We start from the raw sequence: 23,767 nt of genomic DNA on the forward strand, positions 1-23,767 counted from the left end.
CTCCATGCAATCTCAGGCACCCGACCACAACAAGAGCCACGCACAAACCTGTGGACAACCCCTGGGACAACCCCCGCGACACCCCCCTGACCAGCCCCCTCACGCGTGGCCTGCATCTCGACTTCCCCACCCCACTTCGACCACCCCCCCGAGCCCATGTATCTTCTACTACGTCATGTAGTACTTCGCCTGCCCCTCGGGAGCCCCGCTCATGGACGTCCTGGAATTGGCACGGTGGCAGTTCGCCATCACAACCGTGTACCACTTCTTCTTCGTGCCGATCACCATCGGCATGTCAATGCTGGTTGCCTGGTTCCACACGTCCTGGTTGCGCACGCGCAACCCCGACGACCTGCGCCTGGCCAAGTTCTTCGGAAAGCTCTTCACGATCAACTTCGCCCTCGGTCTCGTGACCGGCATCGTGCAGGAGTTCCAGTTCGGCATGAACTGGTCCGACTACTCCCGCTTCGTCGGTGACATCTTCGGCGCGCCACTCGCCTTCGAAGCGCTCCTCGCCTTCTTCCTCGAGTCGACCTTCCTCGGCCTGTGGATCTTCGGTTGGGGCCGCATCCCCGAGAAGCTCCACGTCATGTGCATCTGGCTGGTGCACATCGGCACGGTGCTCAGCGCCTACTTCATCCTCGCGGCCAACTCGTTCATGCAGCACCCGGTCGGCTACCGCTACAACGCCGAGACCGGCCGCGCCGAAATGACCGACTTCGTCGCCGTGCTCCTGAACAAGGTGCAACTCGTCACCTTCCCGCACGTCGTCACCGCCGCCTACATGACCGGCGCCACCTTCGTCATGTGCGTCGCGCTCTACAAGATGCGCAAGGCCCACCGCAACGCCGACTCCGGCGGCGGCGAGCTCGCGGCCGACGTTCCCATGTGGAAGCGCGCCTCCCGACTGGGCGCCATCGTCACCCTCGTCGCCTCCCTCGGCGTCATCGTCTCCGGTGACTTCCAGGGCAAGATCATGACCGAGGTCCAGCCCATGAAGATGGCCGCGGCGGAGGCGCTGTACCACACCTCCGACAGCTGCGCTCCGTTCTCCGTGCTCACCGTTGCCGACCTCGGTGGCGCCAACCCCAAGCACGTCATCGAGGTGCCCTGCCTGCTCAGCTACCTCGGCACCGGCGACTTCAACGGCCGCGTCGAGGGCATCACCGAACTCGAGGCCCAGTACCAGCAGGAGTACGCCAACAACCCGCTCACCGCGGCGTCGACGTACATCCCGAACATCCCCATGACGTACTGGAACTTCCGCCTGATGATGGGCGCCGGTTTCTTCACGATGATCGTCGCGGCCTGGGTTCTGTGGGCCACCCGCAAGAACAACGTGCCGATGGGCACGTGGGTGCACCCGCTGCTGTGGATCACCCCGATCGCCATCATGCTCGGATCGTCGTTCGGCTGGATCTTCACCGAGATGGGCCGCCAGCCGTGGCTTGTCTTCGGTGAGATGACGACCGCGACCGGTGTCTCCCCGAGCGTGTCCGCGGCCAGCGTGTGGATCTCGATGATCGTCTACACCCTGCTCTACGGCGTGCTCGCCGTCATCGAGGTCAAATTGTTCCTCGACTACATCAAAAAGGGCCCCGAGCCCTTCGAGGAGCCTCGCCAGATCGGCGAGGACGAAAAACTCGAGTTCGCGTACTGATCGGGGACGGAGATCATGGAACTTTCACACTTCTGGTTCATCCTCATTGCCGTCCTGTGGACCGGCTACCTGGTGCTCGAGGGCTTCGACTTCGGCGTCGGCATGCTCCTGCCGGTGCTCGACAAGACCGGCGACCCCAACGACCCCGACGACACGCCGGAGAAGCGCCGGCGCGTCATGCTCAACACGATCGGCCCGTTCTGGGACGGCAACGAGGTCTGGCTGCTCACCGCGGGCGGATCGATGTTCGCGGCCTTCCCGCACTGGTACGCCACGATGTTCTCGGGCATGTACCTCGCCCTGCTGGTGCTCCTTGTCGTCCTGATCCTGCGCAACATGGGCTTCGAGTACCGCCACAAGCGCGACTCCGACGCCTGGCGCCGCGGCTGGGACTACTGCATCATCGTCGGCTCGTTCGTCGCTCCGCTGCTGGTCGGCGTGGCCCTGACGAACATCGTCAACGGTCTGCCCATCGACGCGCACATGGAGTTCACCGGCAACCTGCTCACGCTGCTCAACCCGATCAGCCTGCTCGGCGGCATCGTCGTGGTCGGCCTCTCGCTGACCCACGGCGCGCACTTCATTGCCCTGAAGACGGCCGGCAAGATCCGCGAGGACGCCCGCGCGGTCGCCACCAAGGCGGGTGTGGTCACGGCCGTCCTCGCCGTCGTCCTGCTGCTCTGGCTGGGTCTGTCGCGTGACGGATCGCCGTTCTCCTGGGCCACGACGATCCTCGCCGCGGTCGCGCTGCTCGCCGCGCTGTGGTTCAACCATCAGGGCAAGGAGGGATACGCCTTCACCGCCACCGCGCTGACGATCCTCCTGGCGGTGACGACCTACTTCGTGCTGCTCTTCCCGAACGTCATGCCCACGACGCTCGCCGACGGCACGGACCTGACGATCGTCAACGCCGCCAGTTCGACGCTGACATTGAAGATCATGACCGGCGCGGCGCTGATCTTCACGCCGATCATGCTGCTGTACACGGCGTGGAACTATTGGGTGTTCCGCCGCCGCATCCGCGTCGAGCAGATCCCCGACCCGGTCAAGGTCAGCTGACCTGATGCATCGATCCGAGTGGGTCGGGCGGCACCCTCGGCCGACCCGCTCGATCATCACCACCCCCACCATCCCCGACCAGAAGGCCCGCGTGAATCCCTTCGACCCTCGCCTCCTCCGCACCGTCCCCGGCGCCCGCCGCCCGGTGCTCCTGCTGGGGGTGCTCGGAGTCCTGCAGGGGGTCGCCACGGTCGCCACCGCGTTCGCCCTGACCGCCGTCGTCGTGGCCGCCGTGCGCCAGACGGATCTTCGTGAACCCTCGGCCTGGCTGCTGGGCCTCTTCCTCGTCCGCGCGGTCATCGCCTGGTCCTCCGAACGCATCCAGGCGTGGGCCGGCACCCGCGTGGCCACCGCCCTGCGCGAACAACTGTTGGCCACGTGGCTCCAGCGCGACGCCGACTCCCGCCCCGACCGTGCGCGGGCCCTGACCCTGGCGACGCAGGGCGCCGCGTCGGTCGAGCCGTACATCGCCAAGTACCTGCCGGCGCTGCTGGCGGCCGCCGTCGTGCCGCCGCTGGCGATCATCACCCTGTTCGTCGTCGACTGGCCCAGCGCGATCGTGGTCATCCTCACGGTGCCGCTCCTGCCCCTCTTCGCCGCGCTGATCGGCGTCACCACCCGCGACGACACCCGGACCCGGTGGCAGACCCTGTCCGACCTCGCCGGCCACTTCCTCGACGTCGTGCGCGGACTGCCCACACTCGTCTCCTACGGTCGCGGCGAACGCCAGGTGGCCACGATTCGGGAGGTCAGCGACAAGCACCGCCTGGCGACGATGCGGACGCTGCGACTGGCGTTCCTCTCCTCGGCCGCCCTCGAACTGCTCGCGTCGCTGTCCGTGGCGATCGTCGCGGTGCTCACCGGTCTGCGGCTGACCCACGGCACGATGGAGCTCGGTGCCGGTCTCGTCGCGATTCTCCTCGCCCCCGAGGCGTACTGGCCGATTCGGCGGGTCGGAGCGGAGTTCCACTCGGCCGCCGACGGCGCCGAGGCGCTCGAGGACATCCTCACCGAACTCGAGGCGGCCACGGACGCCGCCACGGACGCGGCCGGTGACAGGGATGACAGGGACAGCCCCGCTGACCTGATCGCTCGCGATGTCACCTACGCCTACCCCGGCACCGCGACCCCGGTGCTGCGCAACGTCTCCCTGACGGCCACGCGCGGCCTGACGGCCCTGACCGGCCCCTCGGGCATCGGCAAGTCGACACTGCTGGAGATCCTCGCCGGCATCCGGCGCCCCACCTCCGGCGCAACGGAGCGCGGTGGCGAGACCCACCTCGTCAGCCAGCGTCCCTTCCTCGGCGCCGGCAGCGTGCGCGCGAACCTGACGCTGGGCACCACCGCCACCGACGCCGCCGTCGCGGCCGCGGTCGCGCAGGTCGGACTGACCGACGTCATCGACGCACTGGGCGGGCTCGACGCTCCGCTCGGTGACGACGGCTTCGGTGTGTCGGCCGGGCAGCGTGCCCGCCTCGTGCTCGCCCGGGCCCTGCTCAGCGACGCTCCGATCGTGCTGCTCGACGAACCCACGGCCCACCTCGACCCCGAGTCGGCGGCGCTGGTCCACCGGATCATCACCGATCTCGCCCGCGAGCGCACCGTCGTCGCGGTCACCCACCGCACCGACCTCATGGACCTCGCCGACCAGCGCGTCGACCTGGGCGCCGAGGTGGTGGCCCGATGACCACGGACCGCACCACCACCACGACCACGCGCACCAACCCCCTGACCCTGACCCGCTCGACGATCCTCGGTGGTCTCCTCGGCGGCATCGCCACCGCCGCCGGCATCGCCCTGACGGCCACCTCCGGGTGGCTCATCGTCCGCGCCAGCGAACGCCCGCAGATCCTCCTGCTGCTCACCGCGATCGTCGGCGTGCGCACGTTCGGCCTGGCCCGCCCCGTCTTCCGTTACTGGGAGCGACTCGTCAGCCACGACGGCTCCCTGCGCGACCTCGCGGAGCGCCGTGCGGCGACCTACGCCGCGCTCGTCCCCCTGACCCCGGCCCGACTCGGACGGAGACGACGCTCCGATGTGCTCAACGGCATCGTGGACGACCTGACCGATGTCGTCGAGGCCTCGGTGCGCGTCACCGTCCCGGTGTTCTCGGCCGCCGTGGCCGGCATCATCGCGGCGATCGTGACCGTCCTCTTCAACCCCGGCGTCGGCGCCGTGCTCGCGGCGATGCTCGTCGCCTGTGCCCTGCTGTTCGTGCTCTCCTGGCGCCTCGAGTGCGCCGCCCAGGACGACCTGCTCGCCGCCCGCGCCGAGGTGACCCGCGTCAGCACCCTCGTCGCCGACCACGCCGGTGACCTGCAGGCCATCGGTGGCCAGGCCGACGCGCTCTCGTGGGTGTGGCAGGCCGATGCGCGGGTCCGCACGGCCACGTCGCGTCAGTCCCGCGGGCGCGCCCTGACCGCCGCGCTGCTGCTCGTCATCACCGGCGTCGCGACCATCGCCGCCGCGTACCTGGCGCAGCGTTCCGGCTCGCACATCGCCATCGTCGCGATGCTCACGCTCATCCCGGTCGCCACCGGAGAAGCGCTCGGCGTGCTCACCGAGGCCACCCGCGCCCTGGCCCGGGCGCAGGGCAGCGCCCGCCGACTCGACGCGATGCTCGACCAGACCCCGGCCGTGGCCGATCCGGCCGCAACCCCGGGCCTGATTGCGGCCCACCCCGACGGCCACGACCTCGCCCTGGCCGACGTCACCGCCTCCTGGGACGGCACCGGCGACCACCTGCCGCCGACCTCCCTCGACCTGTCCGCCGGCGACCGGATCGCGGTGGTGGGGCCGAACGGGTCGGGCAAGTCGACGCTGTTGGCCGTGCTCGTGCGGCATCTCGACCCGACCGCGGGCCGGTACGCGCTCGGCGGGGCCGACACCGCGCGGATCCCGCTGGCCCAGGCGCGCGCGGCCTTCGCCCTCGTCGACGACGAACCGCACATCTTCGCGACGTCGGTGCGCAACAACCTCAGACTCGCCGATGCCACCCAGGCCGGCGACACGGCGATCCGTGACGCGTTGACCGCGGCTGGCCTGGCCATGTGGCTCGACGGTCTCGACGAGGGCCTCGACACCCGCCTCGGCGCCGGCGGACGCGGTGTCTCCGGCGGCGAGCGGGCACGCTTGGCGGTGGCTCGGGCGGTGCTCTCGGACCGACCGGTGGTCGCCCTCGACGAGCCCACGGCCCACCTCGACACCACGACCGCGCGTGCGGTCCTCGCCGATGTGCTCACCGCGACCGCTGGGCGAACCGTGGTGATGGTCACGCATCATCACGCCGATCGGGAAGGTTTTGACCGCACACTGGAGTTGAGCAGTACAGAAAGTGGGCGAGCAGAGTGAACAAACGAGGACCATCCCTGGGCGAGCTGGAACGCGCGATCATGGACGTGCTGTGGGAGACCGACGACCCGGCCGGCCTGAACGTGCGTGACGTCATGGCTGCGCTCCCGGAGCGTTCGTTGGCGTACACGACGGTCATGACGGTGCTGACCCGCTTGGTGAGCAAGGGGTTCCTCACCCGCAAGCGCGACGGCCGCGCGTGGCGCTACGTCGCCGTCGACACCCGTGAAGAACTCACCGGCCGGGCCATGCGCGACCCGCTGAGCAACCTGCCCCACGCCGAGCAGCACACGGCGATCCTGCACTTCATCGAGGGCGCCTCGGACGACGAGCTCGAGGTGCTCAAGGCCGCACTGGCCAAGGTCGAGGCGCGCGGCGGTCGGGGAGTCGCGTAGCGTTTCCCTCGATGTTCGCTGCCCTTCTCGCCCTGCTCGCCGTCGGATTCATCGCCGTCGCGCCCCGTGTTCTGGCCGGGGCCACGTCGTTGCGTCGCCGACCCCGCGCGGGGCTGTGGCTGTGGCAGACGAGCGCGTTGGCGGGGGTGTTGTGCGTCGTGGCCACCCCGCTGGTGGCGGTGCACGCGCTGACGAGCCTGCCCGCGTCGCCGGCCAACGATGCCTCCCGGGGGTTGTCGCTGGCGGCGCTGGCCCTGAGCGCCGTCGTCCTGGCCCGGCTGCTCATCAACGCCCACCTCGTCGGATCGCGGTTGCGCGCGGCCCGGGCGCGGCACCGCACCTTGGTCGACCTCGTCGGCACGCATCACTCCAAGCACACGCGCGTGCTGCCGCACACCATGCCGACGGCCTACTGCGTGCCGGGCCTGCGCCACCGGGTCGTGCTCAGCGAATCCACCTTGGCGCGGCTCAGTGAGGACGAGCTCCAGGCCGTCATCGCCCACGAGCTGGCCCACCTGGGTGAGCGGCACGATCTGCTGCTCGAGTACTTCGCGGTGGTGCACCGCACGGCGCCGTCGTGGTTGCGCAGCGAGAATGCCGTGCGCGAGGTCGCGTTGCTCATCGAGCGTCTCGCCGACGAGGCGGCGCGCCACAAGGTCGGGGAGATCCCGTTGGCGCGGGCGATGGTCAGCCTGGCCGGAGCGTCGACACCCGAGGGCGCGTTGGGCATCCGCACCCCCGGCGCCACGGCGATCCGCATGGAGATGCTCACCGCCGAGGAGCCGAGCCGGGCCGGGACGCTCGCGGCGTACCTGCTGGGCATCGGCGCGCTCGCCCTGCCGATCATCATCGTGGTCGCGGCGTTCGTGGCCTGAGGGCCCGCGGCGTTCGCCGGGGGGCCGTTGCGCGCCGCCGGTTCGCCCCTAGACTGATCGCTGCCGGTGGCAGGGGGCCACCCGCGGTCGAAAGGTCACGCATGACACTGCACAGCACACTGTTCACCCAGTTCCGTGAGCAGGAGACGACGGATCCGTTCGCGAAGCAGAACTCGAAGCTCCTCAAGGTGCAGATGGGCTACGGGCCGGTCTGGGCGCGGACCGGTTCGATGGTCGCCTATCAGGGGCAGATCTCGTTCAAGGACCGCGGCTCGGGCGGGTTGGGCAAGATGTTCAAGTCGGCCGTGACCGGCGAGGGCGTGCCGCTGATGGAGTGCACCGGCAGTGGGGAACTGTTCCTGGCCAACTCCGCGCGAGAGGTGCAGATCCTCTACCTGGACAACGACTCGATCTCCGTCAACGGCTCGAACGTCCTGGCGTTCAGCCACTCGATCTCGTGGGACATCCACCGCATCCAGGCGCGCGGCGCGATGATGGCCGGTGACCTGTACAACGTCGTCCTCTCGGGGACCGGGTACGTCGCGCTGACGACCGACGGTGAGCCGGTGGCCCTCGACATCGCCTCCGCCCCGACCTTCGCCGACGCGCAGGCCGTGGTCATGTGGACCTCCGGAGTGCGGATGGACGTGAAGGTCGACACCGGCGGCATCGGCTCGATGCTCCGCGGCGGCACCGGCGAGATGGTGCAGATGGCGTTCTCCGGGCAGGGGCACGTCCTGGTCCAGCCGGCCGAGAACGTCAGCCACGGCTCGGGCAAATCCGCCGGTGGCGGGCTGGGCGGCATGTTCGACTGAGACGCGCCTAGGTATCCGAACTCACCCGTGACACCCGACCCGTGGCTAGGCTCGGGACGATCGGGCCCTGCCGACCGGCACCGCCCGTCGGGACGGGAGCGTGCGACATGGTGCGTCGGCTGCGGATCGCCGTGGTGGGGGCCGGCCATGTGGGCTGCCACTTGGGCGGGCGCCTCAGCCAGGTCGCCGACGTCTCGCTCATCGGCCGTCCGCGGGTCATCGACCCCATCCGCCGGGACGGGCTGACCCTGACCGGTGGCGGTCGCCCGCCGCTGCACGTGGCGCCCGCGCAGGTCACCGCGACGACAGAGGGCTCGGCGGTGGGTGGCGCCGATCTGGTGCTGCTGACGACGAAGACGACCGCCACCGGTGCGGCGGTCCGCGAGGTGGCGCCCCACCTGCCCACGGACGCGGTGATCGTCACGTTCCAGAACGGGCTGCGCAACGGGACCCTGATCAACGACGCGCTGCTCGAGGTCTTCCCCTCGGCGGCCTCCCGCCCACTTGTCCTCGAGGGGATGATCCCGTACAACGTCGCGCAGACGGCGGCCACGACCTTCCACCAGGCCTCCGCCGGGGTGTTGGTCGTGCGTGACCACCCCCGCGCCGACCCCTTCCTCCAGGCTGCACGAGACTCCGGTCTGGCCATCCAGCCGCGGGCCGACATGGACGGGATCATCGCGGCCAAGCTGCTGCTCAACCTCAACAACGCCGTGCACGCGCTCTCGGGGCTGTCGCTGATCGAGGAGTTGCGCGATCGCGACCTGCGCCGCGTCAGTGCGCTGTGCATCGAGGAGGCGTTGGCCGTCTTCCACCGCGCCGGGATTCGGCCGAGTTGGCTGACCGGGTTGCCGCCGAAGTCCATTCCGTCGCTGCTGCGCTCCCCCACGCCGGTGTTCGCGTCGCTGGCGCGGCAGGTGCTGCAGGTGGACGTGCATGCCACGACGTCGATGGCCGACGACTTCGCCCGCGGGGTACCCACGGAGATCGGGGAACTGCAGGGTCGGATCGTCGATCTCGGTCGCGCCCACGGCGTCCCGACCCCGGTCTGTGCGCGGATCGTCGATCTGGTGCGCAGTGTCGAGGCGTCACCTCCGCCGCACGAACGGTGGAGCGGCGCACGCCTCCTGACCGCGGTGAGCGCGAGGATGAGTGCATGAGCACCCCTGCATACCGCATCCACGTCGTCTGCACCGGCAACATCTGCCGTTCCCCGATGGGGGAGTTCCTGCTGCAGGAGGCCTTCGACGACGCTGGGCTCGGTGACCTGGTCGCGGTCGACTCCTCCGGCACGACGGCGTGGGAGGAGGGCAACCCGGCCGACCCGCGCACGCTGGCCGCGCTCGCCCGCAACGGGCACCACGCCATCACGGATCGCAGTCACGTCGCCCGCGTCTTCGACCGCACCTGGTTCGGTGATCTGGATCTGGTGCTCGCCGCCGACGAGGGGCACTACGCGACCCTGCGGCGGTTGGCGCCGACCCCGGGGGACCGGGACAAGGTGGCGATGTTCCGCAGTTTCGAGCCGGGGCTGCCGGTGGGCCGCCAGTCGATGGACGACCCGTGGTACGGCGACGACGCCGCGTTCGACCGGACCTACGCCGAGATCAGCGCTGCGGTGCCCGGGGTCGTCGAGTTCGTGCGGGCGGCTCTGGACGTGCCGGGCCCCGACGCTCCGCCGGTGCCCGAGCGCTGACCCGCTTCGCCGCCCCCTCCCCCGCTCCCCGCGTCCCCCGCGGTTCGCCTCCCCCACGGTTCGAGGTAATAGGGACCGTTACAGCGGTCGCTAATACCTCGAACCAACTGGGGACCCCACGGTTCGAGGTAATAGGGACCGTTACAGCGGTCGCTAATACCTCGAACCGGCGCGGGGCGGGGCGGCCGGGGCGGGGCGGCCGGGGCGGGACTCAGCCTCGAAGGGCGCGCTGAATGACGTCGAGCCACGGGTGGACGTCGGCCTTGGCAGCCGCAGACCCGGCGGCCGACTGGGGCGTCGGGCCGAGGTCGAGCGGGTTGTCCGAGGCCGGAGCCCGGCCACGACGTGAGCCGTCGGTGGTCGCGGACTCGTCCGCACGCAACTCCGCCAATTCGGCCGCGAGAACCTCGTAGGCCGCCTGCCGCTCGGCCGGGGTGGTCGCGTTCTCGTTGAGGTACGTCAACGACTTGAGCACCCGCTGCGTCGTCGCCTGCTCGGCCGGCGAGACCCGGTCCCGGTTGATGGAGGTCGAGTGGATCTCGGCCTCCTCGAGGGCCTGGGCGAAGTGGGCGACGGCCACCGCGTACTCCGACTGGCGCGCCGGCTTCCAGGCGGGCGGACCCGCGTCGCGCAGCCGGTCGCAGGCGAACATCGCGTCGAGCGCGGCCGAGGTGTAGGGGTCGGTGACGTCGGCCATGACCGGGTGGGCCACGCGCCGGTCGGTCATGTCGAAGTAGTCGAGCAGGCGTGTGGTCAACTCGCGATTGCGGGCAACGAGGCCCTCCCAGTCGTGGGGCAGCCCGGCCGTGGTGCGCCAGTGCCCGAGCGACCCGAGCCGCGGCACGGCCTGGGCGACCGTCCTGGCGCGGCGGGTGACCGGTTCGGAGGTCACGAGCAGGGCCACCGCGAGGACCGCCCAGGCGCTGAAGACGAACCACCCGTAGAAGAGGAGCAGTGCGACGGTGACCGGGTGGTGCAGCCCGAAGACGAGGAACGTCGGGAAGGCCGCGATCGCTGCTCCGACGTGCGCTGCACCAGCGGCGACCCGCCGACGCACGTCCCCGGCCTCGCCGCGCAGGTGTCGCCATGACGTCCAGCCGAGCGCTGCCAAACCCATACCGAACCCGGCACAGCCGAGCCAGATCAACAGAGTGATCATGACCGTCCTTCGAATCGCGTTGGTACTCCTGTGTACCAAACGTCCGGGCCCGGAAAACAATCCCACCACGACGATCCCGGGAAGAAATCAGGGACGACCCCGAGCCGACACCGGGGCTGTCGGTGACCCCTGCAAGAATGCCGGTCATGGCTTCTCTGGCTGACGTCACTCCTCCGATCGCCCTCGGCGCCCTCGATGGTCGCTACCGCGGGCCCGTCTCGCCGCTCGTCGACTTCCTCTCCGAGCCGGCCCTGAACCGCATGCGGGTCCACGTCGAGATCGAGTGGCTCATCCACCTGACCGACCACGGCGTCGTGCCGGGCGTGCGGTCGCTGACCGACGACGAGAAGGCCGCCCTGCGCCGCATCGTCGACGACTTCGGCGCTGCCGAGATCGCCGAGATGGCCGAGACCGAGAAGGTCACCCAGCACGACGTCAAGGCGGTCGAGTACTTCCTCAAGAAGCGGTTGACGCAGATCGCGCCCGCGCCGGCCGACGCGGGTCTGGCCGAGCTGATCCACTTCTGCTGCACGAGTGAGGACATCAACAACCTCGCCTACGCCCTCATGGTCCAGGGCGCGGTGCGCGAGGTGTGGCTGCCGAAGGCGACCGAGATCGTCGAGCAACTCGCGACCATGGCCTCCGATCTGCGCTCCGTGCCGTTGCTGGCGCACACCCACGGCCAGCCGGCCACGCCCACGACCATGGGCAAGGAGTTGGCCGTGCTCGCGCGACGCCTCCAGCGCCAGCTCGCACGCGTCGGTGAGGCCGAGTTCCTCGGCAAGCTCAACGGCGCGACCGGCACGTACGGGGCGCACCTGGCGGCCGTGCCCGGCGCCGACTGGCAGCAGATCAGCGAGGCGTTCGTCGAGGGCCTCGGCCTGACGTGGAACCCGCTGACCACCCAGATCGAGAGCCACGACTGGCAGGCCGAGCTGTACTCCGACGTCGCCCGGTTCAACCGCATCCTGCACAACCTCTGCACGGACACGTGGACCTACATCTCGATGGGGTACTTCGCGCAGGTGCGTGGCCAGGGCACCGTCGGGTCGTCGACGATGCCGCACAAGGTCAACCCGATCCGGTTCGAGAACGCCGAGGCCAACCTCGAGGTCTCCAACGCGCTGCTCGACGTGCTCGCCACGACCCTGGTGCAGTCGCGCCTGCAGCGTGACCTCACCGACTCCTCGATGCAGCGCAACATCGGAGTCGCGCTCGGTCACTCGATCCTTGCGCTCGACAATGTCGGTCGCGGCCTGGCCGGGCTCGACGCGGTCCCCGAGGCGATGGCCGCCGACCTGGACGCGAACTGGGAGGTGCTCGGCGAGCCGGTGCAGTCGGCGATGCGGGCGCTGGGCGCGCAGGGGGTGCCGGGCATGGAGGAGCCGTACGAGCGGCTCAAGGAGCTCACGCGCGGTCGCCGCATCGGTCAGGCCGATCTCGTCGCGTTCATCGCGGGTCTGGGACTGCCCGCCGACGTCGAGGCGCGGCTGAGCGCGCTGACGCCGGCGACGTACATCGGGCTGGCTCCCGACCTGGTCGACCACCTGAACTGAGGGCCGTCACCGGTTCTTCTCCCCACCCGACGGGGAGTCGAACCGGTGATGCCTCAGGGTCGTCCCCCACTGTGCGGAACGCGGCGCGGGCGTACGCTCGTTGGAGTCAGAGAAGACCGCAGCGACCACACCACTGGGGGAAACATGAGCTCGACCACCACCCGCCGACTGGCCTTCGGCGTCATCAGCCTGACTGCTGCCGCGGCGCTTGCGGCCTGTGGCACGAGCACGACGGGCACGTCGAGTTCGGTCGGCGCTCCGGAGAAGCCCGCCGTCGGCGCCAACGTCAGCGACCCGCAGACGTTCACCACGAACATCGCCACCGCCGTCGGTGAGCAGAAGAGCGTGCACCTCAACGTCAGCCTGCCGAACGTGCCGCTGGGCACGATGGGCGCCATGGCCCCGTCCGCATCGGGCTCCTCGACGTCGTCGAACTCCTCGAGCACCGCTCCGACCACGGGTGAGCTGACCATCACCGGCGACATCGACTTCGGCAACAGCCAGCAGGCCAAGGTCACCCTCACGTCGTCCACCGAGCCCAAGCTCGCCTCGGAGGCGCGGCTCGTCGACGGTGTCGCCTACGTGCGCGTCGGGGAGTTGACCCAGGGCAAGTTCATCAAGCTCGACTCCGCCCAGGCGAAGTCCGAGATGGGCATGACCGACCGCCTGCCCACGCAGAAGGACTTCGACGAGGCCTTGACGGCTCTGTCGAAGGACGTCAAGACGGTGACGTACCGCGGTGACGAGAACATCACCGACATCGGCACGTGCGCGCACTACACCGTGACCGCCGGCAGCGCCCACTTCGAGAAGTTCGTCGAGGGCAAGGCCGAGCAGATGCGCACCGAGCACAAGAGCGGCAAGGGTGACCAGGACATGCCCGAGGTGTTCAAGCGCGGCGACGAGGTCGACGGCAACGGCACCCACCACGGGCCGGGCGGCGCCGACAAGGGCCGCAGCGACAAGGGCAGCAGCGCCACGCACGAGGCGAGCTTCGACCTCTGGCTCGACAACTCCTCGCTGCCCTGCCAGGTCACCATCAAGGACGGCAAGGACACCGCCACCATGACGGCCTCCAAGTGGGGCGAGGACGTCAAGGTCGAGGTGCCGGCCGCGGGTGACGTCACCGATCTGTCCCAGTTCTCGAAGATGTTCGAAAGCGAGCACGGCGGCACGGACCACGGCACCATGATGGACCGCGGTTCCAGCGCCGACTCGGGCGCCTGATCCGCGCCACCCACCTCCGCCGAGTGATGGATCCGCGTGGCCTATCTACCCCGATAGGCCACGCGGATCCATCACTCGGGTGGGGGTGGGAATGATGCCGGCCCTCGGCTCGTTGGATGAAACATCAACCATCTAGGCGAGGATTCATCATGCGCGTCGGCATCATCGGAGCAACCGGCATGGCCGGATCGGACATCTACCGCGAGGCGGTCAGCCGCGGCCACGAGGTGACGGCGATCGTCCGCAACGGTGAGCGAGCCACCGCCGAACTCGGGTCCGGGGCCCAGGTGCTCGCGCGCGACGCCTTCACCCTGACCGCCGACGACGTGGCCGGGTTCGATGTCCTCGTCAACGCGTTCGCCATCGCCCCCGACGACGCGCATCGGCACGTCGACCTCGCGCAGCACCTCGTCTCGATTGCCGGAGCGTCGTCGCCTCGCCTGGTCTTCATCCTCGGGGGTGGGTCGCTGTTCTCCGGTGAGGACAAGCACCTCCACGTCGAGGACATCCGGAAGATGCCGGGCGCTGAGGCGTGGGTCAACATCCCGGTGCAGCAGCTCAAGGAGCTCGAGTACCTGCGCACTGTCGAGGACGTCACCTGGGTGGGCGTCTCGCCGCAGGCGATGTTTGCGGCCGGCCCGGCCACGACGCCGAAACTCGGCACCGACGAGATCATGCTCGCCGCCGACGGTCAGTCGCACACGTCTTCGGGCACCCTGGCCATTGCCGTGCTCGACGAGATCGAGAACCCGGCCCACCAGAACACCCGCTTCACCGTCAGCGACGCCTGAGGCTTCCCCGCCGGCGGTCAGCACCAACGCCCGGTCCACACCAACGCCCGGTCCACACCAACGCCCGGTCAACACCAACGCCCGGTCATCGACATCGATGGCCGGGCGTTGGTGCGTCCGCTCGTCTCTGCACCGTGCCTGGCCGCCCCGCCGACTTTGCTCACCGTACGTGACCTTGGCCCCCACTCCGGGGTGCGCACCAGTGACGCAACCTGAGCAGAGTGCCGGGTACGAGCACTCCACCACGCGGGCACTCCACCACGCGAACACTCCACCACGCGAACACTCCACACTCATCGGAATACCCCAAGGGGGTACGCTGTTGTGCGGATCGACAGCAACGACCACCCCGCGCGAACAGCCCAGGAGGACCCCATGACCGATACCGTCACCACGGGCGCGGCGACCACGAAGGCCGCCCGCGGCTACACCGGCTCCAAGGACGACTACCTCAAGCGCCTCGCACGCATCGAGGGCCAGGTCCGCGGCATCAAGCGCATGGTCGAGGAGGACACGTACTGCATCGACATCCTCACTCAGGTCAGCGCCGTGACCAAGGCATTGCAGGCGGTCTCCCTCGGACTGCTTGAGGACCACGTCGGCCACTGCGTCGTCAACGCCGCCAAGGAGTCCGACGAGGCCGGCACCGAGAAGGTCCGCGAGGCCGCCGACGCCATCGCCCGCCTCGTGCGCAGCTGATCACCCCCCCCCAGACCCCAACCGCAACACCCAAGGAGACACCCCATGTCCACCACCGCCATCACTGTCACCGGCATGACCTGCGGCCACTGCACCGCCTCCGTCACCGAGGAGCTCAAGACGATCCCGGGTGTCACCGACGTCGCGATCGACCTCGTCAAGGGCGGCGACTCCCCCGTGACGATCACCTCCGACGCCGAGCTGAGCCAGGACGCCATCACCGACGCGGTCACCGAGGCCGGCTACACGGTGACCTTCGCCTGATGACCGACCGCGCGCCCAGTACCGTGACCCTCCAGGAACTCCCGATCAAGGAAGTCGACCTGGACATCACGGGGATGACGTGCGCGTCGTGCTCGGCGCGCATCGAGCGAAAGCTCAACAAGGTCGAGGGCATCGATGCCACCGTCAACCTCGCCACCGAGAAGGCCCACGTGACCTTCTCCGGCGACCACACCCCCGACGAGATCATCGACATCGTCAAGACCACCGGCTACGGCGCCAGCGTCGCCGTGCCGCGCCACGCCCGGGGCACCGACCACGATCACGACGTCGCTCCGGCGCAGTCGCTGCTGCGTCGACTCATCGTCAGCGCGATCCTGGCCGTCCCGGTCGTCATCCTCGCCATGGTCCCGGGCATGGACTTCACCGCGAACCCGTGGGTGCAGTTCCTCCTCACCACGCCGATCGTCGTGTGGGCGGCCTGGCCGTTCCACCGTGCGGCCGCGATCAACGCGCGCCACGGAGCGTCGACGATGGACACCCTCGTGTCCGTCGGCGTGTTCGCGGCGTACGGCTGGTCGACGGTCTCCCTCATCGGGCAGACCGTGCGTGGCGACCTGGGCATGGGGATGGGTCACTACTACTTCGAGACCGCGGCCGTCATCACGACGTTCCTGTTGTTCGGTCGCTGGCTCGAGGCCCGCGCCAAGGACCGGGGCCGCTCGGCCATGACCACGCTCATGGAGCTCGGTGCGAAGGATGTCGCCGTCCAGCGCATCGACGCCACCACCCGCGTGACCACCGAGATCCGCATCCCGATCGAGCAGTTGCGCGTCGGCGAGCACTTCGTCGTCCGCCCCGGCGAGAAGGTCGCCACCGACGGGGTCGTCACCGATGGCACGTCGGCGATCGACTCCTCCCTCGTCACGGGCGAGTCGGTGCCCGTCGACGTGGGCCCCGGCACGGCCGTCACCGGGGGCACGCTCAACACGACCGGACGCCTGGTCGTCGAGGCCACGCAGGTCGGCGAGCACACCGTGCTGGCCGGCATCACCCGCCTGGTCGAACAGGCCCAGACCGGCAAGGCCGACGTGCAGCGCCTGGCCGATCGCGTCTCCGCCGTGTTCGTGCCGGTCGTGCTCGTGCTCGCCCTGCTGACCTTCGTCGGCTGGTGGATCGGCACGGGCGACGCGTCGACCGCCCTGTCTGTCGCCGTGGCCGTGCTCATCATCGCCTGCCCCTGTGCGCTCGGTCTGGCCACGCCGACGGCGATGGTCGCCGGCACCGGCCGCGGAGCGCAGCTCGGTGTCCTCATCAAGGGCCCCCAGGTCCTCGAGGACACCCGTCGCATCGACACCGTGCTCCTCGACAAGACGGGCACCGTGACCACCGGCCGCCCCGTCCTGACCCACGTCGTCACCAGCGGCAACCTGACCGAGGAGTCGGCGTTGCAGACGGCGGCGGCCGTCGAGTCCGGCAGCGAGCACCCCATCGCCCGGGCCATCGTCGACGCCGCGGAGGAGCGTGGCCTCGAGATCCCGCAGATCCGCGACTTCCAGGCCCTGCCCGGCACCGGCGCCCGCGCGCTGATCAAGGACACCGGCGTGTCCGTCGGCCGGGCGTCGCTGTTCGGCACCGTGCCCGAGGAGCTCACGAACCTCGACCACCCCGGCACGACCGTCTACGTCGGTTGGGGCGACAAGGCCCGCGCGGCCCTGACGGTGGCCGACGACGTGCGGGACACCTCGGCGCAGGCGATCGCCGACCTGCACGCCCAGGGTCTGGCCGTCTACCTGCTCACCGGTGACGCGCAGGCACCGGCCACGGCGGTCGCCGCCGAGGTCGGGATCCCGGCCGACCGGGTGTTCGCCGGGGTGCGCCCCGAGGACAAGCACGCCGTCGTGGCGAAGCTCCAGTCCGAGGGACACGTCGTGGCGATGGTCGGAGACGGCATCAACGACGCTCCGGCCCTGGCCCAGGCCGACCTGGGTGTGGCCATGGGTGGTGGCACCGACGCAGCGATGGCCTCGGCGGACATCGTGCTCATGCGTTCGGAGCTGCCGGCCGTCGTCGACGCCATCGGTCTGTCGCGCCGCACGCTGTCGATCATCAAGCAGAACCTGGTCTGGGCGTTCGGCTACAACACCGCGGCGATCCCGCTGGCGATGGCCGGGCTGCTCAACCCGATGATCGCCGGTGCGGCCATGGCGATGAGCAGCGTGCTCGTCGTGACCAACAGCCTGCGCCTGCGCGGCTACGGTCGCCGCTGATCCTAGGGCCGCTGACCCCACGCCGAGGGAACAATCGAGGCGACGTAACGCGCAGTTACGTCGCCTCGATTGTTCCCTCGGCGCAGGTGGCGGACGGAGTCAGATGGTGACCGGACCGTTCGGGGTGTTGAACACGACCGACAACAGGCCCGGAGTGCCGTGCGGCGCCATGAAGTTGAACGAGATGACGCTCGAGGTGTCAGTGGCAGCGCGACCGAGCCAGTCCCGCACCCGGGACTCCTCGCCGGCGAGGTTGAGGGAGTCGATCGTCACCTCGGTGTTCGCGTCCATCGAGGGGTGCGGGGAGCTCGGGTCCCAGTGGATGAAGTACGGCAACTGCGGGTCGGTCAGCGTGCCGAGGATGCCGATCTGCTGCCACGAGAACACCCGCCCGTCGGGCATGCGCCGCACGCCCTCGACGGCCTGGCGGCCCAGGTGCTCCTCGACGGCCTGCATCTCGGAGGGGTTCTGCAACCGGACGACCCAGAAGATCCAGCCGCCACCGGCCTCGGACCGGGCTCGCACGGCCTTGCCGAACGGGGCCTTCTCGGCGCTGGGGTGGTCGAGCACCTCGACCACCTCGACGTAACGCTCGTGGCTCAGCGGCAGGATCATCGCCCGCGTGCCGAAGCGGGCATGGATACCGCCATCGACGGCCTCGACACCGAGTTTCTCGGACAACCGGGCCGCCGTGGCCGCCAGGCCGTCACGCTCGGCAGCGAACGAAACGTGGTCTACGCGCATATGTTCATCGTGGCACAGGATGAGGGGGCCGCTGACCACCCCCCAGTGGCGCCGGCGCTGGGGGGATGTGATTCAATGGTCAAATCTGTGCAAAATGCACATTGCTGGATCTGCAGCGCCAGGATCCTCAGCGCCACGCTCCACAGCGTCAGGAACGGCGACCTCCGGAGCGCTGCCGCACGGCCTCGTAGATGATGATCGCCGCGGACGTGGCGACGTTGAGCGAGTTGGCCTTTCCCACCATCGGGATGCGCACGCGGTGCGCGGCGCGGGCCATGAGGTCGTCGGTCAGGCCGTACTTCTCCGACCCCACGGCGATGGCGACGGGCCCGGTCAGGTCGACGCCGGTGTGCTCGGTCGAGGTGTCCGGCGTGGCCGCGACGAGGCTGACACCGCGCTCCCGCAACCACCCGAGGGTTTCGTCGGTCGTACCCGAGGCCACCGGCACGGAGAAGACCGTGCCCTTGCTCGAGCGCACGAGGTTCGGGTTGCCCCAGTCGGTCACCGGGTCACAGGCGACCACCGCCGCCACGCCCGCAGCATCGGCGGTGCGGAGCATCGCACCGAGATTTCCCGGCTTCTCCACCCCTTGGCAGATGAGCACCAGCGCGTTCGGCGGGAGTTCCAGCTCGCGCGGCGACCGAGTCACCGACGCGACGACGGCGAGAAACCCGTCCGGGCCCTCGCGGTAGGCCACCTTCTCGAACGCCGCCCGCCCCAGGCGGTAGACCTCGGCGCCGCCGGCGCGCACGGCGTCGATGACGGCCAACCGGTTCGCCGGGTCGAGCATGAGGTCGGGGCAATAGAACACCGCCTTGGGAGCGACCCCCGCCGTCAACGCCAGTTCAAGCTCCTCGAACCCCTCGATGAGCGTGAGCCCCGACTCTTCGCGCTGACGTCGGCGTCGCAGCCCGACCAGGGACTTCAGCCGCGGGTTGGCGGCCGAGGTGATGAGCAACTCCTCCACCCGGCACATGTTCGCATGCGCGCGCCACGAAGGGGCACTCGCCGTGGGAACACGCGGCCAACACGCAAGGTGACGCATCTCGCGGTGGCATAAAACGCACCTCCGGATCGCCCAAACTTGCCCTGCGTGCACTTTCGATTTGCCCTCAGTGCAACTTTGGTTCTACGCTGCTCGTCGTGTCCATCACCAGACCAGGCCGACGGGTGGCCAACAAGGAGCGCACCCGCCTGGCGATCATCGACTCCACCATCGCCCTCGTGGCCGCACGCGGCCTGTCCGCGGTCACGGCCCAGGACGTGGCCGACGCCGCCGACATCTCCCGACGGACGTTCTTCAACTACTACTCCTCCATCGAGGCCGTCATGGCCGACAAGGCCACCCGCCTGCTCGGCACCATGAGCGACGCCCTGGAAGCCCGACCCGCGGGCGAGCCGCTCTTCGAGAGCATCGACCACGTCATCGCCGGTGCCTTTGACCGGGACCTCGTGGAGCACAGCTCCGTCGTCTGGAATGCGGCCCGCCACGACGTCCCCACCGCCCGGCACATCGCCTACCAGCTGCAGTGCGTCAGCCAGCAGCTCACCGACGTGCTCCAGCAGCGGATCACGCGCACCGGGGCGACCCCGGACGCCATCTCCGTCGCCACGCTCGCCGGCGCCCTGACGGCGGCCTTCACCGCCACGCAGCAGGCCTGGTTCGAGCGCACCGGCGGTGACCTCGACGATGAGTCGCTGACGACGTTCACCGCGCTCTTCCGTGGCGCCGTCGCCCGACTCGGCACCGGATTCGCCGATCTCGAGGCCCCGAGCGCATCCACCCACACCGATCCCTTCGGCCACCGCCGAGAAGGAGCCTGACGTGTCCACGTACCTCTATCGACTCGGGCGGTGGTGCGCCACCCACGCCTGGGCGACGATCCTCGCCTGGGTACTGATCATCGCCGGAGCGGGCGGAGCCATGGCCACGCTGGCCACCCCCCTGTCCACCGAGTTCTCCATCCCGGGTACCGAGTTCCAGCGCGTGCTGGCGAACCTCAAGTCCGAGATCCCCGAGGCGGCCGGTGGCACGGGCACGGTGACGTTCCAGAGCACCGACGGCAAGGCCTTCACGCCGGAGCAGCGCAAGGCCATCAGCGGCGTCGTCAAGGAATGGGACCAGGTCGACGGGGTCATGACCGCGATCGACCCGTTCGCCATGCAGCGCCAGATCGACGGCGGCCCCGACCAGATCGCCGACGGGCAGAAGCAGATCAACGACGGTCGCGCCAAGATCGCCGCGGCCCAGAAGAGGATCGACGCCGGGCAGAAGCAGATCGACGACGCCCTCGCCTCGGGCATTGAGAAGAAGTACGTCTACCTCGCGTCGACCGAACTGCAGAAGGGCCGCGACGAGATCTTCGTCAACACGCAGAAGCTGGACGCCGCGCAGGCTCGACTCGAGGTCGGCCGGCGCAACCAGGACGCCAGCCACGGCATGCGCTTCGTCACCCAGCGGGGCGATGTCGCCTTCGGGCAGGTCATCTTCACCGACGCCATCGACAGCGTGCCCCCGGCCACCAAGCAGAAGATCCCCGCCCTCGGCGCCTCCTTGGCCGACCAGGGCATCGAGGTCAACTACTCCTCGGACCTGACCTCCGACTTCTCCAGCATCATCGGCCCCGGCGAGATCCTCGGCCTGGTCATCGCCGCCATCGTCCTGCTCGTCATGCTCGGATCGCTGCTCGCCGCCGGGCTCCCGCTCCTCACCGCGCTCGTCGGTGTCGCCGTGGGTCTCATGGCCGCCCTGTCGCTCTCCCACTGGGTGACGATGAACGACATCACCCCGGCGCTGGCGCTCATGCTGGGCCTGGCCGTCGGCATCGACTACTCCCTGTTCCTCGTCCACCGGCACCGCCAGAACCTCGCCCACGGACTCCCCCTGATCGAGTCGATCGGTCGGGCCGTGGGCACGTCGGGCAACGCGGTCGTCGTCGCCGGCATGACGGTCTTCGTCGCGCTGGCCGCCCTCGTCGTCACCGGGATCCCCTTCCTCGGCACGATGGGTCTGGTCGCCGCCGCCACCGTCGCCATCGCCGTGCTCGTCGCGCTGACCCTGACGCCGGCGCTGCTCACACTCCTCGGGCACCGGGTTCTCTCGCGTCGGAGCCGTCGCAGGCTGGCCGCGGCCATCGAGAACGACGAGCACACCGAGGCCATGGTCGGCGGCGGGCTGCCCGGCAGCGCCAACGCCGACGCGAAGGGCTGGGGCGGCCTCATCACCACGCACCCCCACATCGTGCTCGCCACGACGACGGTGCTCCTGCTCCTCCTGTCGCTGCCCTTGCCGAACCTGCGCCTGGGCCTGCCCGACGGCAGCACCCAACCGGCCGCCTCGACCGGCTACAAGTCGTACGCCACGATCAACGACAACTTCGGCCCCGGCGCCAACGGGGCGATCATCGCGGTCGGGACACTCGACGCTCCAACCGGCACGGACGACCTGAACGCCAAGGGCGCCGCGGTCGCGCAACGCCTCTCCGACCTGCCCGGCGTGGCCTACGTCGTGCCGGTGGGCAGCAGCGCCGATCGGGACACGATCGCGTATCAGATCGTGCCGACGACCGGCCCCTCCGAGCAGGCGACGGTCGACCTCGTCAATCGGCTTCGCAGCTCCGCTGCGCAACTGGCCGGCGCCACCGGGCTCGACCTCGGGTTCACCGGCAAGACCGTGGCCAACATCGACATCTCGGCCACCCTGGCCAGCGCCCTGCCGAGGTATCTCGCGATCGTCGTCGGCATCTCGATGATCCTGCTGCTCCTGGTGTTCCGATCGATCCTCGTGCCGCTCATCGCGACCGGCGGGTTCCTGCTGTCGCTGACCGCGTCGTTCGGTGCGGTGGTGGCGGTCTACCAATGGGGCTGGCTCGGTCCGGTCTTCGGCGTCGAGCACCCCGGTCCGGTGCTGTCGTTCCTGCCGATCATCGTCACCGGCGTGCTCTTCGGGCTCGCGATGGACTACCAGATGTTCCTCGTCACCGGCATGCGGGAGGCGTGGGCGCACGGCCAACCGGCCAAGCACGCCGTGCGCACCGGCTTCCGGCATGGGGCCGGGGTCGTCACCGCGGCGGCGCTGATCATGGCGGCCGTGTTCGCCGGGTTCATCCACGCCCAGCTGACGATGATCCGCCCGATCGGGTTCGCCCTGGCCACCGGCGTGCTCATCGACGCCTTCCTCGTGCGGATGACCGCGACGCCGGCGGCGATGTACATCCTGGGCGAGAAGGCCTGGTACCTCCCACGCTGGCTCGACCGGATCCTGCCCGACCTCGACGTCGAAGGCGCCAAGCTGCAGGCCGAGCGTGAGCGCGCCATGGCCGCCGACGCGGGCCGGAGCGCCGATGGGCCCAGCGACGCGGGGACGACCGGTGATCCGGATACGTCCGGCGAATCGAGCGAGCCGCAGCCCGCGGACGCCGATCAGAGTCTGGCGAACCTGGCCCGCACGACGCAGTAGAGCGCGAACGCGAGCAGTCCGAGCGCGACCAGGCTCAGCAGCCACGGCCCCAGCGGCGTGGCGAGCAGGGCGCGCAACCCCCCGTCGAGACCCGTCGCCTCGGCGGGGTCGGACTGCGCCGCGGCGACGACGAACAGCACCCCGACGAGGGCGAGCGCGATGCCCTTGGCGACGTAGCCGATGATCCCGGCCCAGGTTCCCACCGGGCCGGGGTCACGCGTCAGGTCGTCGCGGAACCGGCGCGTCGCACCCTTGTACACGTGGTAGGCGCCGACCACGACGACGCCCACACCGACCGCCCCGACGATGACGGCGCCCAGCGGCAGCTCCATCAGCGTGCGGGTGATGTCGACGGACGACTCCTTGCTGTCGTCGTTGCTGCCGCCGCCGGTGGCGAAGCGGGCCGCGGTGAACGCGAGCGCGGCGTAGACGATCGCCTTGGCCCCGCCCTTGACGCGGTCCTTGAGATCGGCGCCGTACCCGACCGCGGAGATGAGCATGACCAGGGCCAGCGCGGCCAGCCCGACCGCGGCCGCCCACAGGATAAGCGCGCCACCGGGGCTGGCACCGAGCTGTTCGAGCGCGCCGGCCTGGTCAACGGACTCCCCCGACGAGCCCCACGCCAGGCGCAGCGCCAGCCACGCGATGAGCGCATGCACGAGACCGTTGACGAGGAAACCGGTGCGGGCCAGTCGCTCGACGGCGGGATGGTCCGCGGCCCGGACCGCGGCGTCACGGACGTCACTGGGATCGATGCTCACACCGCGATCCTGCCAAACGAACCGATCC

General features: G+C 69.8%; 21 protein-coding genes. 17 read left to right on the forward strand and 4 right to left on the reverse strand.

Translation table 11 applies throughout. The annotated features are described in order from the left end of the window. Positions 1-211 precede the first annotated feature (211 nt). The 9 genes from KD1_RS08100 to KD1_RS08140 all read left to right on the forward strand — a co-directional run bounded on the left by KD1_RS08100 (position 212) and on the right by KD1_RS08140 (position 9,851). On the forward strand, positions 212-1,660 hold the full coding sequence (locus KD1_RS08100) for a cytochrome ubiquinol oxidase subunit I (protein ID WP_068400203.1): 1,449 nt from the start codon (positions 212-214) through the stop codon (positions 1,658-1,660). A 15-nt stretch (positions 1,661-1,675) separates the two neighbouring features. Next, the gene (gene cydB, locus KD1_RS08105) at positions 1,676-2,719 is read left to right on the forward strand and encodes a cytochrome d ubiquinol oxidase subunit II (protein ID WP_068400206.1); all 1,044 of its coding nucleotides are present in this window, start codon (positions 1,676-1,678) and stop codon (positions 2,717-2,719) included. Positions 2,720-2,723: 4 nt separating this feature from the next. Then, entirely contained in the window at positions 2,724-4,406 is a 1,683-nt protein-coding gene (cydD, locus tag KD1_RS08110) for a thiol reductant ABC exporter subunit CydD (RefSeq protein ID WP_217995841.1), read from the forward strand. After that, positions 4,403-6,070, forward strand: coding sequence for a thiol reductant ABC exporter subunit CydC (cydC, locus tag KD1_RS08115; protein ID WP_083542282.1), 1,668 nt, complete (start codon positions 4,403-4,405; stop codon positions 6,068-6,070). Before cydD ends, cydC begins: the two co-directional genes overlap by 4 nt. After that, positions 6,067-6,465: a BlaI/MecI/CopY family transcriptional regulator gene (locus tag KD1_RS08120; RefSeq protein WP_083542283.1), complete on the forward strand. Its 399-nt coding sequence runs from the start codon at positions 6,067-6,069 to the stop codon at positions 6,463-6,465. Before cydC ends, KD1_RS08120 begins: the two co-directional genes overlap by 4 nt. A gap of 11 nt (positions 6,466-6,476) precedes the next feature. Continuing rightward, positions 6,477-7,340: a M56 family metallopeptidase gene (locus tag KD1_RS08125; protein ID WP_068400213.1), complete on the forward strand. Its 864-nt coding sequence runs from the start codon at positions 6,477-6,479 to the stop codon at positions 7,338-7,340. A 101-nt stretch (positions 7,341-7,441) separates the two neighbouring features. Next, positions 7,442-8,155, forward strand: coding sequence for an AIM24 family protein (locus tag KD1_RS08130; protein ID WP_068400216.1), 714 nt, complete (start codon positions 7,442-7,444; stop codon positions 8,153-8,155). A 107-nt stretch (positions 8,156-8,262) separates the two neighbouring features. Beyond that, entirely contained in the window at positions 8,263-9,315 is a 1,053-nt protein-coding gene (locus KD1_RS08135) for a 2-dehydropantoate 2-reductase (RefSeq protein WP_068400219.1), read from the forward strand. Beyond that, positions 9,312-9,851 carry a low molecular weight protein-tyrosine-phosphatase gene (locus KD1_RS08140; protein WP_068400222.1) on the forward strand — a complete coding sequence of 180 codons (540 nt, stop codon included), beginning with the start codon at positions 9,312-9,314 and terminating at the stop codon, positions 9,849-9,851. The genes KD1_RS08135 and KD1_RS08140 overlap by 4 nt, the downstream gene beginning before the upstream one ends. A 211-nt stretch (positions 9,852-10,062) precedes the next feature. Here the strand turns inward: KD1_RS08140 and KD1_RS08145 are convergent, their stop codons facing one another. Beyond that, positions 10,063-11,010: a hypothetical protein gene (locus KD1_RS08145; protein WP_068400225.1), complete on the reverse strand. Its 948-nt coding sequence runs from the start codon at positions 11,008-11,010 to the stop codon at positions 10,063-10,065. 146 nt (positions 11,011-11,156) lie between these two features. Here KD1_RS08145 and purB point away from each other — a divergent pair, with 146 nt between their 5' ends. From purB to KD1_RS08175, 6 genes are all read left to right on the forward strand, one after another. Next, positions 11,157-12,566, forward strand: coding sequence for an adenylosuccinate lyase (gene purB / locus KD1_RS08150; RefSeq protein WP_068400276.1), 1,410 nt, complete (start codon positions 11,157-11,159; stop codon positions 12,564-12,566). A 144-nt stretch (positions 12,567-12,710) separates the two neighbouring features. After that, positions 12,711-13,793, forward strand: a complete 1,083-nt coding sequence (locus KD1_RS08155; protein ID WP_068400228.1) for a hypothetical protein — start codon at positions 12,711-12,713, stop codon at positions 13,791-13,793. Positions 13,794-13,942: 149 nt separating this feature from the next. Next, positions 13,943-14,584 (forward strand): NAD(P)-dependent oxidoreductase, encoded by a 642-nt coding sequence (locus tag KD1_RS08160; protein WP_068400231.1) that lies wholly within the window; start codon positions 13,943-13,945, stop codon positions 14,582-14,584. A 375-nt stretch (positions 14,585-14,959) separates the two neighbouring features. Then, positions 14,960-15,283 carry a metal-sensitive transcriptional regulator gene (locus KD1_RS08165; protein ID WP_068400234.1) on the forward strand — a complete coding sequence of 108 codons (324 nt, stop codon included), beginning with the start codon at positions 14,960-14,962 and terminating at the stop codon, positions 15,281-15,283. Between the two features lie 45 nt (positions 15,284-15,328). Next, the gene (locus tag KD1_RS08170; RefSeq protein ID WP_068400237.1) at positions 15,329-15,547 is read left to right on the forward strand and encodes a heavy-metal-associated domain-containing protein; all 219 of its coding nucleotides are present in this window, start codon (positions 15,329-15,331) and stop codon (positions 15,545-15,547) included. Next, positions 15,547-17,775 (forward strand): heavy metal translocating P-type ATPase, encoded by a 2,229-nt coding sequence (locus KD1_RS08175; protein ID WP_174521104.1) that lies wholly within the window; start codon positions 15,547-15,549, stop codon positions 17,773-17,775. The genes KD1_RS08170 and KD1_RS08175 overlap by 1 nt, the downstream gene beginning before the upstream one ends. 99 nt (positions 17,776-17,874) lie before the next feature. Here KD1_RS08175 and KD1_RS08180 read toward each other — a convergent pair whose 3' ends face one another. Continuing rightward, a complete protein-coding gene (locus tag KD1_RS08180) occupies positions 17,875-18,519 on the reverse strand; it encodes a VOC family protein (RefSeq protein WP_068400240.1) in 645 nt (214 codons plus the stop codon). Between the two features lie 148 nt (positions 18,520-18,667). Beyond that, positions 18,668-19,486, reverse strand: a complete 819-nt coding sequence (locus tag KD1_RS08185) for a TrmH family RNA methyltransferase (protein ID WP_245627327.1) — start codon at positions 19,484-19,486, stop codon at positions 18,668-18,670. Positions 19,487-19,662: 176 nt separating this feature from the next. Here KD1_RS08185 and KD1_RS08190 point away from each other — a divergent pair, with 176 nt between their 5' ends. Further along, positions 19,663-20,343, forward strand: a complete 681-nt coding sequence (locus tag KD1_RS08190) for a TetR/AcrR family transcriptional regulator (RefSeq protein WP_169795361.1) — start codon at positions 19,663-19,665, stop codon at positions 20,341-20,343. A gap of 1 nt (position 20,344) precedes the next feature. Beyond that, on the forward strand, positions 20,345-22,978 hold the full coding sequence (locus KD1_RS08195; protein ID WP_083542285.1) for an MMPL family transporter: 2,634 nt from the start codon (positions 20,345-20,347) through the stop codon (positions 22,976-22,978). On the opposite strand, the gene KD1_RS08200 is transcribed toward KD1_RS08195, so the two are convergent. Then, positions 22,942-23,739 (reverse strand): DUF1206 domain-containing protein, encoded by a 798-nt coding sequence (locus tag KD1_RS08200; protein ID WP_245627328.1) that lies wholly within the window; start codon positions 23,737-23,739, stop codon positions 22,942-22,944. The genes KD1_RS08195 and KD1_RS08200 overlap by 37 nt on opposite strands. Positions 23,740-23,767: the final 28 nt, after the last annotated feature.

It is taken from the genome of Kribbia dieselivorans NBRC 106261, from assembly GCF_001552435.1.
Lineage (GTDB): Bacteria > Actinomycetota > Actinomycetes > Actinomycetales > Dermatophilaceae > Kribbia > Kribbia dieselivorans.